Source organism: Litchfieldia alkalitelluris (assembly GCF_002019645.1).
Taxonomy (GTDB): Bacteria; Bacillota; Bacilli; order Bacillales; family Bacillaceae_L; genus Litchfieldia; species Litchfieldia alkalitelluris.
The window spans coordinates 4,102,145-4,115,462 of the sequence record NZ_KV917374.1 but is presented as its reverse complement, the minus strand read 5'-3'; the positions used below and the strand labels follow the sequence as shown (position 1 = coordinate 4,115,462).

At 38.3% G+C, this 13,318-nt stretch carries 12 protein-coding genes; 3 read left to right on the top strand and 9 right to left on the bottom strand.

Annotated features, from left to right (window positions below; all coding sequences use genetic code 11):
• Positions 1-19 precede the first annotated feature (19 nt).
• Positions 20-3,523: a helicase-exonuclease AddAB subunit AddB gene (gene addB / locus BK579_RS19185; RefSeq protein WP_078548250.1), complete on the top strand. Its 3,504-nt coding sequence runs from the start codon at positions 20-22 to the stop codon at positions 3,521-3,523.
• A complete protein-coding gene (addA, locus tag BK579_RS19180; protein ID WP_078548248.1) occupies positions 3,504-7,259 on the top strand; it encodes a helicase-exonuclease AddAB subunit AddA in 3,756 nt (1,251 codons plus the stop codon). The genes addB and addA overlap by 20 nt, the downstream gene beginning before the upstream one ends.
• A 1,602-nt stretch (positions 7,260-8,861) precedes the next feature.
• On the opposite strand, the gene BK579_RS19175 is transcribed toward addA, so the two are convergent.
• Entirely contained in the window at positions 8,862-9,725 is an 864-nt protein-coding gene (locus BK579_RS19175; protein ID WP_078548246.1) for a DegV family protein, read from the bottom strand.
• A 170-nt stretch (positions 9,726-9,895) separates the two neighbouring features.
• Between BK579_RS19175 and BK579_RS19170 the strand changes: the two genes are divergently transcribed.
• Positions 9,896-10,195 (top strand): hypothetical protein, encoded by a 300-nt coding sequence (locus tag BK579_RS19170; RefSeq protein WP_078548244.1) that lies wholly within the window; start codon positions 9,896-9,898, stop codon positions 10,193-10,195.
• Positions 10,196-10,230: 35 nt separating this feature from the next.
• Here BK579_RS19170 and BK579_RS19165 read toward each other — a convergent pair whose 3' ends face one another.
• The 8 genes from BK579_RS19165 to BK579_RS19130 all read right to left on the bottom strand — a co-directional run bounded on the left by BK579_RS19165 (position 10,231) and on the right by BK579_RS19130 (position 13,213).
• Positions 10,231-10,479 (bottom strand): hypothetical protein, encoded by a 249-nt coding sequence (locus BK579_RS19165; RefSeq protein WP_204524739.1) that lies wholly within the window; start codon positions 10,477-10,479, stop codon positions 10,231-10,233.
• Between the two features lie 238 nt (positions 10,480-10,717).
• Positions 10,718-10,936: a spore germination protein gene (locus tag BK579_RS19160; protein ID WP_078548240.1), complete on the bottom strand. Its 219-nt coding sequence runs from the start codon at positions 10,934-10,936 to the stop codon at positions 10,718-10,720.
• 173 nt (positions 10,937-11,109) lie between these two features.
• Positions 11,110-11,328, bottom strand: coding sequence for a spore germination protein (locus tag BK579_RS19155; RefSeq protein ID WP_078548238.1), 219 nt, complete (start codon positions 11,326-11,328; stop codon positions 11,110-11,112).
• Between the two features lie 6 nt (positions 11,329-11,334).
• Positions 11,335-11,802: a spore germination protein GerPE gene (locus BK579_RS19150; RefSeq protein WP_078548236.1), complete on the bottom strand. Its 468-nt coding sequence runs from the start codon at positions 11,800-11,802 to the stop codon at positions 11,335-11,337.
• Between the two features lie 2 nt (positions 11,803-11,804).
• On the bottom strand, positions 11,805-11,987 hold the full coding sequence (locus tag BK579_RS19145) for a spore gernimation protein GerPD (RefSeq protein WP_078548234.1): 183 nt from the start codon (positions 11,985-11,987) through the stop codon (positions 11,805-11,807).
• A gap of 5 nt (positions 11,988-11,992) precedes the next feature.
• Positions 11,993-12,625: a spore germination protein GerPC gene (gene gerPC / locus BK579_RS19140; RefSeq protein ID WP_078548232.1), complete on the bottom strand. Its 633-nt coding sequence runs from the start codon at positions 12,623-12,625 to the stop codon at positions 11,993-11,995.
• A gap of 132 nt (positions 12,626-12,757) precedes the next feature.
• A complete protein-coding gene (locus tag BK579_RS19135; protein WP_078548230.1) occupies positions 12,758-12,967 on the bottom strand; it encodes a spore germination protein GerPB in 210 nt (69 codons plus the stop codon).
• A gap of 24 nt (positions 12,968-12,991) precedes the next feature.
• A complete protein-coding gene (locus BK579_RS19130) occupies positions 12,992-13,213 on the bottom strand; it encodes a spore germination protein (RefSeq protein ID WP_078548228.1) in 222 nt (73 codons plus the stop codon).
• Between the last annotated feature and the right edge of the window lie 105 nt (positions 13,214-13,318).

Here is a 13,318-nt window from a genome sequence, read left to right as displayed (position 1 = left end):
CTAATGGGAGGTAGAAATATTGACATTACAATTTATCATTGGACGAGCGGGTACGGGAAAAACATCGTTTTGTCTTGAACAAATTCGAACTAAGTTATTTGAGCATCCAACAGGAGATCCAATTGTTTACTTAGTTCCAGATCAAATGACATTTCAATCAGAATACGACTTAATTAATACACCTAATTTGGGCGGAATGATGAGAGCTCAAGTATTTAGTTTTACAAGGCTTGCATGGCGTGTGCTTCAAGAAACAGGTGGAATGAGTCGATATCATTTAAATAATGTTGGAATTAATATGGTGATTCGCAAAATCATTGAGCAACGGAAACAGGATTTAAAGGTGTTTTCGAAAGCCGCTGATAAAAATGGATTTATCGGTCAGTTAGAGGAAATGGTTGCTGAGTTTAAGAGATATTGTGTGACACCTGAATTAATTGAAGATAAATCAAATTTATTATCGATAAATGATCAAGTCGTTTTATCAGAAAAGCTTCATGATTTACAAATGATTTATGACGATCTTGAGAACCATTTGTTTCAAAAATACGTAGATTCAGAGGATTATTTAAGGCTACTTGCTGAAAAAATCAGGCAGTCTGACTATATAAGAAATGCAGAAATCTTAATTGACGGATTTCATAGCTTTACACCACAGGAATTAGAAGTTGTCCGCGAGCTTATGAAATACTCAAGAAAGGTAACCTTAGCACTGACAGTCGATCGCTGCTATGACGAACAGGCACCGGATGAACTAAGTCTTTTTCGTATGACAGGAAATACGTATCAAAGCATAAAGCAGATGGCTCATGATGAAATGGTTTATCTAGAAGAGCCCATCATTTTATCAGAGCAAAAGAGATTCTTGAATTCCCCAGATTTAGCTCATTTAGAAACCTTTTACGATACTCGTCCAAATGTTACTTTTCATCATAAAACTGGTATTACAATTGGACAAGCAGTGAACCGTAGAGCTGAAATCGAGGGTGTGGCTAGAGAAATCCGCAAGATTGTGCGTGAAAATATCTATAGATATAGAGACATTGCGATTCTTGTAAGAAATGCCGGAGAGTATCATGAATTAATTGAAACGATTTTTGAAGATTACGAGCTTCCATTCTTTATCGATCAAAAGCGTTCGATGCTTAATCATCCGTTAATTGAATTGATTCGTTCTAGTCTTGAAATTCTGACAGGGAACTGGAGATATGAAGCTGTTTTTCGTTGTGTGAAAACTGATTTACTCTATCCATCAGACCTTCCTATTCATCAGCTTCGTGAAGACATGGATAAATTAGAAAACTATGTTCTTGAATATGGAATACAAGGTTATAAATGGACAGGGAAGGATCGCTTGGTTTACCGCAGAATCCGAGCACTTGAGGGTGAGGACTTACCACAATCTGACCTCGAAAAACAATATGAGAACCAAATTAATCAGCTAAGAGAAATGATTGTCACACCTCTAACAAAGCTTCATAAACGATTCATAAAAGCAAATAATGGACGGGAAATGTGTGAGGCACTTTATTTATTTCTGGAAGAGTTAGAGATTCCTGTGAAAATTGAGAATCTTAGAAGTATGGCTGAAGAAGAAGGTCGTCTGACTGAGGCAAGAGAACATGATCAGGTGTGGAATGCAGTTCTTGAACTGATGGATCAATTTGTAGAGATTATGGCCGATGAAAAAGTATCTCTTCAGCTGTTTACTAATATGCTTGAAACGGGAATGGAAAATATGCAATTTGCGCTAGTTCCACCGGCTATTGATCAAGTGCTTATTGCAAGTCTTGAGCGTTCAAGATTTTCCAATATAAAATGCACCTTTATTATAGGTGCCAATGATGGAGTGCTCCCAGCACGACCAACCGAAGAGGGAGTGTTTTCACAACAAGATCGTGAAAGATTAATAGAATCAGGGTTAAAGCTATCTCCATTAAGCCAAGAGCTGTTACTGGATGAAAACTTCTTAATTTACGGAGCATTAACGAGTGCGTCAGATAGATTATATGTAAGTTATCCACTCGCAAATGAGGAAGGGAAATCATTGCAGCCTTCTACCATCATTAAACGATTAAAACAAATGTTTCATGGAATCAATGAAAAGTTTCTTGTAAACGAACCTGCTGAATTAAGCTCGCAAGAACAGGTGGATTATCTTGTAAATCCAAATGTCTCACTATCCTACTTAACATCACAACTACAGGCTTGGAAATGGGCATACCCCATTCATGATATATGGTGGAGTACGTATAATCATTTAATAATGGATGAGAATTGGAAAGAAAGAAGTGCAAAGGTATTAAGTAGTTTATTTTACCGTAATGAAACAAAGAAGCTTTCAGTAGAGCTAACGAAAGAACTGTTTGGTGAAAACATACAGGCAAGTGTATCAAGAATGGAGAACTTCCAAAGCTGTCCATTCTCACATTTTGCGAACTATGGACTTAAATTAAAGGAGCGTCAAATCTTTCGTTTAGAGGCACCAGATATTGGGCAACTATTTCATGCTGCCTTGAAGCTAATTTCAGATCGTTTAAAGCAGCTTAAGATTGATTGGAGAGATTTAACAGCCGATCAATGTGAACAGCTTTCCTTTGAAGCGGTTGAAATGATTGCACCTAAGCTTCAGCGTGAAATCCTGCTTAGTTCTAATCGGTTTTATTATATAAAGCATAAGCTGCAAAAGGTAATCAGTCGTGCTTCGAAAATCTTGAGTGAGCATGCGAAGATAAGTGGATTTTCACCTGTTGGATTGGAAATTGATTTCGGGAAAAATGGTCCATTACCATCGATTCCTTTCGAGCTAAATAACGGCTTTAAAATGGAGCTTATTGGCCGTATTGATCGTGTTGATAAAGCTGAAAGTTCAAAAGGCCTACTTTTAAGGGTGATCGATTATAAATCGAGCCAAAAGTCGCTGAATTTAACCGAAGTGTATTATGGACTTGCATTGCAAATGATTACTTATTTAGATGTGATTATCACCCATTCGAAAGACTGGTTAGGAACATCAGCAACTCCTGCTGGGGTATTATATTTCCATGTCCATGATCCGATGGTTAACAGTAAATCAATATTATCAGATGAATCTATTGATGACGAAATATTTAAGAGTTTTAAAATGAAAGGTCTTTTATTAGGTGATGAAGAATCTGTTCGTTTAATGGATCAGAGCTTAGATGCCGGACATTCAAAGGTTGTGTCCGCAGCTTTAAAGAAGGATGGAAGCTTTTATACAAATTCGTCGATTGCTAGTGTTGAGGAATTAGGATACCTTAAAAATCATGTTCGAAAAGTATTCAAACAGATTGGTAACAATATTTCTGATGGTGTCATCGATATTTCTCCTTACAAGCTTAAAGATCGAACACCTTGTACGTTTTGTTCGTTTAAATCAGTTTGTCAATTTGATCAATCGATAGAAGAAAATGACTATCGTAATATCCAACATGAGAAAAAAGATGTGATTCTTGAAAAAATTCGAAAGGGGGCTGACATGTTTGAGCAAAGTCATAACTAAGCCTGCAGACAGTATATGGACAGATGACCAGTGGAAAGCGATTGTCTCAAGTGGTCAAGATATACTGGTTGCAGCAGCTGCTGGTTCTGGAAAAACAGCCGTCTTAGTGGAACGTATTATCAAAAAGGTGATTTCAAAAGAACATCCAGTTGATGTTGACCGTTTGTTAATTGTTACATTTACAAATGCATCTGCTGCTGAGATGAAGCATCGTATTGGTGAAGCGTTAGAAAAAGCCCTTAAAGAAAATCCAGAATCAACACATCTTAGAAGGCAATTAACATTGCTAAATAAGGCATCAATTTCCACACTTCACTCATTTTGTTTGAATGTTATTCGTAAATATTATTATCTGCTAGACATTGATCCCGGTTTTCGGATTGCAAATGATACCGAGGGTGAATTACTTCGTGATGAAGTCATGGAAAGCCTCCTTGAGGAGCAATACAGTATCAAAGAAAATGTAGGTTTCTTTGATTTAGTTGATCGTTATTCAAATGATCGAAGTGATGTTGAATTACAGAATATGATCCGTAAGTTATATGAATCTTCACGTGCTCACCCATTTCCTGATATGTGGTTGGACGAGATTGCGAATCAATATGATGTGGAAGGCAAGGCGTTAGAAGACACCGCTTTTATCCCGTATATTATGAAGGATATTAGTCTAACTTTAGAGGGGAGTAAGGAAAGTCTCTTTAAAGCGTTAGAGTTAACAAAAGAACCAGGTGGTCCAGCACCAAGAGCTGAGACGATTGAGGCAGATTTGGAACAGTTATTTCGAATCATGAAGGCAAAGGAGCTTTCGTGGCAAGAGCTCTATAACACGATGCAATCTATTAGCTTTAAAACAGCAAAATCCTGTAAAGGTGATGAATTCGATCCTCAGCTTTTAAAAACAGTGACAAAAATAAGAGACGATGCAAAAGCTCAAGTGAAGAAAATAAAAGAAGAATTCTTTGAGCGTAAACCAGAAGGCTATTTAAAGGACTTAGTTGAAATGAAATCCTCAATTGAGATGCTTATTTTTTTGGTAAAAGAATTCGGTCGAAAGTTTCAAGAGGTTAAAAAAGAAAAAGGGTTGGTTGATTTTTCAGATCTTGAACATTACTGCTTAGAGATTTTGCGTGATGCATCGTCAGTAGAAACAAAGCTTATAGCATCTTCTGCAGCTCGAGAATATCGTGAACAATTTGAAGAGGTGTTGGTGGATGAATACCAGGATACGAATATGGTCCAAGAATCCATCATCAAACTAGTAACAAAAGAAGACGAGGAGACGGGTAACTTATTCATGGTTGGCGATGTGAAGCAGTCTATTTATCGTTTCCGCTTAGCAGAGCCTTTCCTTTTCTTAAGTAAATATAAAAGATTTACAAAAGATGGCGAACAAAGTGGATTAAGAATCGATTTGTCGAAAAACTTCCGAAGCCGTGCAGAAGTACTTGATAGCACTAATTTCCTATTTAAACAAATTATGGGTGAGAATGTTGGAGAAATAGATTATGATGACGATGCTGAACTTAAGCTGGGAGCAGGGTATCCAGAAAGTGACTTGATGGCAACCGAGGTATTATTGATTGAGCGAAACGGTCATGAGGACGAACCAGATTATACTGAGAATGATGATGAAGAGGTCGTTATCTTTGATCAAGCAGAACTAGAAACTGCGCAGTTAGAAGCAAGGACAATAGCTAAAGAGATTAAACAAATGATTTCTTCAAATTTCCAGGTCTATGATCGAGGGATGAACAGAATGAGGAATCTCATGTATCGAGACATCGTCATTTTACTACGTTCAATGCCATGGGCACCCCAAATGATGGAAGAATTTAAACAAGAGGGAATTCCGGTTTATGCTAATCTTTCAACAGGTTATTTTGAGGCAACAGAAGTTGCAATCATGATGTCTCTCTTAAAAGTAATTGATAATCCATATCAAGATATTCCATTAGCGTCGGTCTTGCGATCTCCGATTGTTGGGTTAGATGAAAATCAGCTGGCTAAAATAAGAGCGCATCAGAAAAATGGTTATTTTTATGATGCATTAACCCAATTTATTAAGGAGAGTCCGGTTAATGATGAAACAGCCAGTTTACTTAAATCAATTTTGGTGCAACTTTCTTCCTGGCGGAAAAGCGCGCGTCAAGGTGGGTTATCTGACCTTATATGGCAGTTATACCGTGAAACACAGTTTTTTGACTTCGTTGGTGGCATGCCAGGTGGAAAACAGCGTCAGGCCAACTTAAGAGCTCTTTATGATCGCGCAAGACAGTATGAATCAACCGCGTTTCGTGGGTTATTCCGATTTTTACGTTTTATTGAGAGGATGCAGGACCGTGGGGATGATTTAGGAACTGCAAGAGCGCTTGGTGAGCAAGAGGATGTTGTTCGAATGATGACGATTCATAGCAGTAAAGGTCTTGAATTCCCTATCGTATTTGTAGCTGGGATGTCTAAGCAATTTAATATGATGGATTTAAATAAAAAGTATCTGCTTGATAAAGAGTTGGGGTTTGGATCAAAATATGTGAATCCCAAAAAACGAATCACATACCCAACTTTACCAATGCAAGCGATCAGAAAAAAAATGAAGCTAGAGCTCATATCAGAAGAAATGAGAGTTCTTTATGTTGCACTTACAAGAGCAAAAGAGAAATTATTTCTAGTAGGAACAATAAAAGATCTAGAAAAGAAACTGAGTAAATGGCAGGAAGAGCTATCTAATCACCAGTGGCTGCTTTCAGATGTTGGGCGTGCAAGTGCCAAAAGCTATATGGACTGGGTTGGACCTGCACTAATTAGACATCAACAATGCGAGGCTCTAAGAGGCGAGAACGACTTGAAGGACATTCCTTTTGAGATTAGTGAATATCCTGCTAAATGGAATATTCGAGTGATTTCTTCAAGTGATCTTATTGAACAAATGAAGGCCGAAGAATCATTGAATGATTCTTATATAAAAGCTTTAAGAGAACAACGACCAGTATCAGAAGTTAATTCAGAGTATGATCTAATAATCGAGAATCAATTAAATTGGTCATATCAATATAAATCTTCTTCAACACATCGTTCAAAACAAAGTGTCTCTGAAATTAAAAGACAACGAGAGAAATTGGATGAATATAGTGATGGTCTTTTTCAGAAAAAATTCAGAAAACCATTAGTGGATAGACCTCGTTTTATGCAACAAAAAGCATTAACTCCTGCTGAAATTGGAACTGCTATGCATATGGTTATGCAGCATGTTGATTTGAAAAAAGAAGTTAGTGTTGAGACTATTAACGAGCAGATTGCCAAGATGATTAATCATGAACTTCTTACGAATGAACAAGGAGAAGTCATTGATGTTAATCATGTTGTCGCTTTTTTCCAAACAGAATTAGGATTGCGGTTAAAGAATGCGTCTGAAGTAAGGCGTGAGGTTCCATTTAGTGTGGCCTTACCCGCACATTTAGCTTATTCAGATTGGGAAGGTAACGATGAGGAAAATGTGCTAATTCAAGGGGTTATAGACTGTATTTTTGAAGATGAAAATGGAATTGTATTAGTTGATTACAAAACAGATACAATTACTGGTCGATTTAAGGATTATGAGGCAGCGCTACCTGTTCTTGAAGAGCGATATAAAGTACAGCTAGAATTATATACAAAAGCGATTGAGCATATTTGGAAAAAGCCACTTAATGAAAGTTATCTTTATTTCTTTGATGGTGGGTATTTGGTAAAAATGTAAGACATATAGGCTGTCCTAGCGATGTGCTGTTTAGACGCGATCGTTAGGGGATTTTAGTTAGTTAGGAATTTTACGAGCTAGATTCAAGTCATTCTTTCTGGTCTGAGTTGTCTGAAGGAATGGGGAGTAGGTCAGATTTAGCGTTCTGAGCTTTGAAGTTGCTCAAGGTTCGGACAGCTTTTGCTTCCGGGCATTCGAAGTTGTCCGAAGTCACTCAAGGTTCGGACAGCTTTAGCAACTGGGCACTCGAAGTTGTCCGAAGTTGCTCAAGGTTCGGACAGCTTTAGCTTCCGGGCATTCGAAGTTGTCCGAAGTCGCTCAAGGTTCGGACAGCTTTAGCTTCCGGGCATTCGAAGTTGTCCGAAGTCGCTCAAGGTTCGGACAGCTTTTGCTTCCGGGCATTCGAAGTTGTCCGAAGTCGCTCAAGGTTCGGACAGCTTTTGCTTTCCGGACACTTGAAGTTGTCCGAAGTTGCTCAAGGTTCGGACAGCTTTTGCTTCCGGGCATTCGAAGTTGTCCGAAGTCGCTCAAGGTTCGGACAGCTTTAGCTTCCGGGCACTCGAAGTTGTCCGAAGTTGCTCAAGGTTCGGACAGCTTTAGCTTCCGGGTATTCGAAGTTGTCCGAAGTCACTCAAGGTTCGGACAGCTTTAGCTTCCGGGCACTCGAAGTTGTCCGAAGTCGCTCAAGGTTCGGACAGCTTTTGCTTCCGGGCACTCGAAGTTGTCCGAAGTCGCTCAAGGTTCGGACAGCTTTTGCTTTCCGGACACTTGAAGTTGTCCGAAGTTGCTCAAGGTTTGGACAGCTTTAGCTTCCGGGCACTCGAAGTTGTCCGAAGTCGCTCAAGGTTCGGACAGCTTTTGCTTCCGGGCATTCGAAGTTGTCCGAAGTCGCTCAAGGTTCGGACAGCTTTAGCTTCCGGGCATTCGAAGTTGTCCGAAGTCGCTCAAGGTTCGGACAGCTTTTGCTTCCGGGCATTCGAAGTTGTCCGAAGTCGCTCAAGGTTCGGACAGCTTTTGCTTTCCGGACACTTGAAGTTGTCCGAAGTTGCTCAAGGTTCGGACAGCTTTTGCTTCCGGGCATTCGAAGTTGTCCGAAGTCGCTCAAGGTTCGGACAGCTTTAGCTTCCGGGCACTCGAAGTTGTCCGAAGTTGCTCAAGGTTCGGACAGCTTTAGCTTCCGGGTATTCGAAGTTGTCCGAAGTTGCTCAAGGTTTGGACAGCTTTAGCTTCCGGGCATTCGAAGTTGTCCGAAGTCGCTCAAGGTTCGGACAGCTTTTGCTTCCGGGCACTCGAAGTTGTCCGAAGTCACTCAAGGTTCGGACAGCTTTTGCTTCCGGGCACTCGAAGTTGTCCGAAGTCACTCAAGGTTCGGACAGCTTTTGCTTTCCGGACACTTGAAGTTGTCCGAAGTCACTCAAGGTTCGGACAGCTTTTGCTTCGTGCCTCTCGAAGTTGTCCGAAGTCACTCAAGGTTCGGACAGTTTTCACTCCCTGGACTTTCAACCTGTCCAAAGCCAAAGTTGACTGAACTAAACAATAAGAGAATGCACAGCCCTCAGCAAAAAAGGAAGGTAACAAACCCTCCCTCTGGCCACAATATTTTTACTTCTCCAGCTTCTCAATCCAAGCAATTCCAACAGTCCCAATCCCAGTATGCACACCTGCAACAGGGATAAGGGGAACAAGTTCAACGCGCAATTCCTTATATTTTTCTTTTAACGTTGTAGCAACCTTCTCTGTGACAGAAATTTCTCCAGTATAAAGGACAGCTATATCATGGAGAATTCCATTCTCATAGCTTTCGTGGAATTTGGCTAAAAGCGTATTTTCAGCTTTATTATATGAACGTACCTTTTCAATCATATTGACTTTACCATCTTTAAACGCAAGAATTGGTTTAATTTGTAATAAGGTGCCAACAAAAGAACCGAAATTAGAAACCCTTCCGCTTTTCTTTAGTTGCTCCAAGCTAGATGGTAAAAGCACTAATCTACATTTTTCTCTTATTTTTACTAAATAGTCAATGATATCAGGTATATCAACACCCTGCTTGTATAATTCAATAGCTGATATAACCATTCTTTTTAATGGAAATGAGCCAATCCAAGAATCAACGCTATGTATAGGGAAGTCAACCATTTCTGCTGCTTGTACAGAAGTCGAATATGTGCCTGAAAGCTTTCCAGATACATGAATCACAACTGCTTCATCATAGGACTCTTTTAACTGTGTATATAAATCAATGAATTCTCCGAGAGTAGGCTGAGAGGTGGATGGAGAAATACTTGAAGTGCTCATTTTTTCATAAAACTCCTCAGTGGTGATCTCAATTCCTTCTCGGTATAATTGTTCACCAAAGATAACTGTTAAAGGAATGACATAAACATGATTATCTTTTAGCCAATCCTGATCTTCTTTTGAAAAGCTTGCTGTAGAATCAGTGACCCAAGCGATTTTTTTTTTCATAAAATTTGTTCTCTCCTATTCTATGCTCACTTACAATTAATCTATACAAGTATAAACTTTTTATGTCAAAAGCGAAAGAAAGAATATAAAGAAGATATAAAATTCCCGTTAATTTTTAAGGGAGATTGAGATGTGTTAAGATAATAAAAACTGACAAAGGAGAGTAAATAGTGGGACGTAAAAAACAAATCGGAGTTTGTGAACTTTGTGAACGTGAAGAGGTCGAAACAACGGTCCACCATTTAATTCCCAAGGAGATGGGGGGAGTATTTGGACCCGTATCTGTTCTTTGTATTCCTTGTCACAAACAAATTCATGCACTTTATAATAATATTGAGCTTGCTAAAAGGCTATCCTCCATTGAATTACTTAAACAAGATGAAAAAATTTCTTCATTTATAAACTGGGTTCGAAAACAGCCAGCAGGAAAATTACCAAAAACACGCAGGTCAAATCATAGAAAAAGGTGAGGAGAAATTCACCTCACCTTTTGAAAATCAAGTTATTAAATCCAGAATGCAGCACCAAGAGCTAATCCGCCGATAAAGGCTAATGGGACTGCGGCTGCAGCGCCGTATCCGTAACCCCATCCCCAGCCATAACCAAATCCACCTAAATTTCGGTTAGCTTGAGGCGCTAAATATACATGTGTTCTTGTTACATTAACGATATGCCCCTTATGAACTTTGCCTCTTTTATCTGTAATAGTTACATATCTGCCTTTGTATCTACAACATAAGTCATAGTAATTCATTACGATTTATTCCTCCTTTTTTCATTCATTCCCTAAATTGTATGAATGGAGGAGGAAAAAAGATTGTACACCTGTCCTTATTATAAATAACTAATCCTTCTTTTTTTTCCTATTTTAACTTTAGTGGTTTGAAGTAATAAAACAATTCCGGCTTGGCTAAAGTTAGGTAGCCTCTTTTATTATTAAAATTACTAGTGTCTGTTCATCCAATCAACAGGCTTCTTAAATTCCATGGTGTCTAGGCATTGCCAGCAACCTGTTGGTCGTTAATATCTGGATCTATTGTGTTTGTGGCATTAATTCCATTGTTTGTCATAATAAAATCACCCGTGTTAAAAGCCCCAGATCCAGCCATTGTCTTGGATGTGCTTTTTGGTGATAAGTAAAAAGCGTCCCCGAAATTCACAACGCCTCCGCCGACACTATTTATTTTAATTGGACCTACGATCGATGGCATAATTAAGCACCCTTTATTTTATCGTATTTGTATACTAGTATATGTACACATTTACCAAAACGTTCTCTTCTTAAGAGCATCATAAGTAAACAGTAAAAGCTAACCAATAAGAAATTTACCCTTATCAAATAATAAGGGAAATTAACGGATTGATTAGCTCAAAGTTTGAAACCTTAGGAATTAGCTGTAACTTGTTGATCATTACCATCGGGATCGGCAGTGTTCGTGGCATTCACAGCACTGTTTGTAGCAATGAAATCACCTGTGTTAAAAGCTCCTGATCCTGCAGCTGCTTTGCCTGCGCTTTTAGGCGAGAGATAGAAGGAATCGCCAAAGTTAACAACTCCGCCATCAATACTATTTATTTTACAAGGTCCAACAATGGATGGCATTTATTATCAGCCTCCTTCTTCTGTAGAGTCTATTGTTTGTTCACTTACTTCTTCAGGGTTAGCTGTATCTTCCATTGGTTCTGATAGCTGTGTCGATTCATCTCCTGGTTGGCGAAGGAGCTGCCTAATATGTTTTATCCTTGCTTCGGCATTGATTAAATTAGTAGATCCAATGTGCACAACTGAGGAAGAAGAAATCCCTGTTACTCGTATACTATTCACATTAATTGATGGTGCTTCATTTGATACAGTCATATTAAAAATTTCCTCTGTAGGAACTTGTGGTATTGGTCGTGTGAATACAGAGTATTCATTAAAATTTCCTTCATTTGAAAAGAATAAGGGGAATTCCCTTTTTACTGCTAATGCTCTCATGACAGGAGTGATGTATTTCGAATCACCAATTTCGAAAGTAGAACTAAATGACACAGAATTAACATAAATAGTATTAACCCTAGAAAGTCTTCTGAACATACTTAACCCACTTCAGGTGCTAAGGGCACAAATGGCCCGATTATTAATGATTCTGGTGGTGTATCAAAGGATGAGGAAAGAGTGATTGTCCTTGTATCCCCAACTAAAAAGACAGAAGATGAGGATACGGCAACAATATCAATATGTCCAACATTTAATTCGCGATTAACCACAGAAAAGTTCAATGGTCTTAACCACCTTTCATCTCATTTGGTATATTTGTGAAAAATGAAGAAATGGAATTTTGAATATCTATAATTACTTTTTTTATTGTGTTTTCCTTAATTTCTTGTAATCGTTCATTTGAGTTTAAAAGACCTTGCTGTTGTTGGATATAGACTTTAATGCGATCTGGTATTTGATGACTGATATCGTCAATAATGAATTCTCGGTAAGAGTCCTCAAGTGGATGATTTGTGTCTTGTTCAAGCTTTTTGATGAACTCAATACAATCATTATCAAGGTAATTTGTAATCTCAGACTGAATCGAATCAACTACTGGATGAACATGTTCTCCTGGATTGCTTTTACGTATGTCTGGGACATTCATTTTTCCTTGTGCTACACTAAAATCTTCTATTGTTTCTCCATCCATAGGATTTAGCCCGATATTAAGTGTACCTTCTAGAGTTTCTACTTTAAGTTGGTCAAATTTATACTCAATCCGTTCGATCGTTGTAGATGGCTTTTGTTGTAACTCAATAATCGATCTTTGGAATTGCTTAATTTGTTGTTCCAACGCTTCAATTCTTTTATTCTGAAATTCAACATACTTATGTAAGTCATTTAAGTATGCGATGATTTCGTAATAGGATCCGTACATTAAGACCACTCCCTAGCATTATCCACATCATATTAACCCCTAGCAAATATTTAGCTATAAATAAAAGAGTCTGTTATGTAATCCATATGCAGGGATAAGCAAACAATGATTAATTTTAGGGATTTAATTTGGCTAAGCTGTGGAAGGTGGTTGTAAGGGAACAACTGGACCTTCAATTGGTTCTGAAGTTTCGGGAGCTGCCTCTAAAAAACCACCTGTATTATAATTGTTTGATAGTGATTTAATCATCCCAGCACTACCAATTTGAAGAACTGATGAATTGCTTACACTACCTATTTTGAAATATTGTATTGAGATATTTTGATTGATGTAAAAATTCATAAAACATCCCCCAAAGGTATGATCTTATGCGTTCGCAACATTAACCTGATCGATTGTATCAGTATCATAAGTGTTTGTGACACTACGTTGATTATACACTTGCATGCCATCACCAGTATTAAAGGATCCAGCACCTGCAAAGGTCTTGGCCTGACTGTATGGGGCAATATTAAAGACATCCCCTATATTGAAAATGCTACTGTTCCCGATACTATTTACTTTTACGGCTCCCACAATAGCTGGCATACTAAAACATCCTTTTTTAGGTTTATATCTCTGTTATGATATTCTTTGGGATGAAATAGTGTGAAAAAATCATTTTATCGTTTAATATGAAAAATAGTTAACTAA

What these genes read in the sequence shown, in the direction of transcription:
- BK579_RS19175 (WP_078548246.1), bottom strand. Translation starts at nt 9,725, where the DNA reads ATGAAAAAAAAAATCGCTTGGGTCACTGATTCTACAGCAAGCTTTTCA.
- BK579_RS19165 (WP_204524739.1), bottom strand. Translation starts at nt 10,479, where the DNA reads ATGAATTACTATGACTTATGTTGTAGATACAAAGGCAGATATGTAACT.
- BK579_RS19160 (WP_078548240.1), bottom strand. Translation starts at nt 10,936, where the DNA reads ATGCCATCGATCGTAGGTCCAATTAAAATAAATAGTGTCGGCGGAGGC.
- BK579_RS19155 (WP_078548238.1), bottom strand. Translation starts at nt 11,328, where the DNA reads ATGCCATCCATTGTTGGACCTTGTAAAATAAATAGTATTGATGGCGGA.
- BK579_RS19150 (WP_078548236.1), bottom strand. Translation starts at nt 11,802, where the DNA reads ATGTTCAGAAGACTTTCTAGGGTTAATACTATTTATGTTAATTCTGTG.
- gerPC (WP_078548232.1), bottom strand. Translation starts at nt 12,625, where the DNA reads ATGTACGGATCCTATTACGAAATCATCGCATACTTAAATGACTTACAT.
- BK579_RS19135 (WP_078548230.1), bottom strand. Translation starts at nt 12,967, where the DNA reads ATGAATTTTTACATCAATCAAAATATCTCAATACAATATTTCAAAATA.
- BK579_RS19130 (WP_078548228.1), bottom strand. Translation starts at nt 13,213, where the DNA reads ATGCCAGCTATTGTGGGAGCCGTAAAAGTAAATAGTATCGGGAACAGT.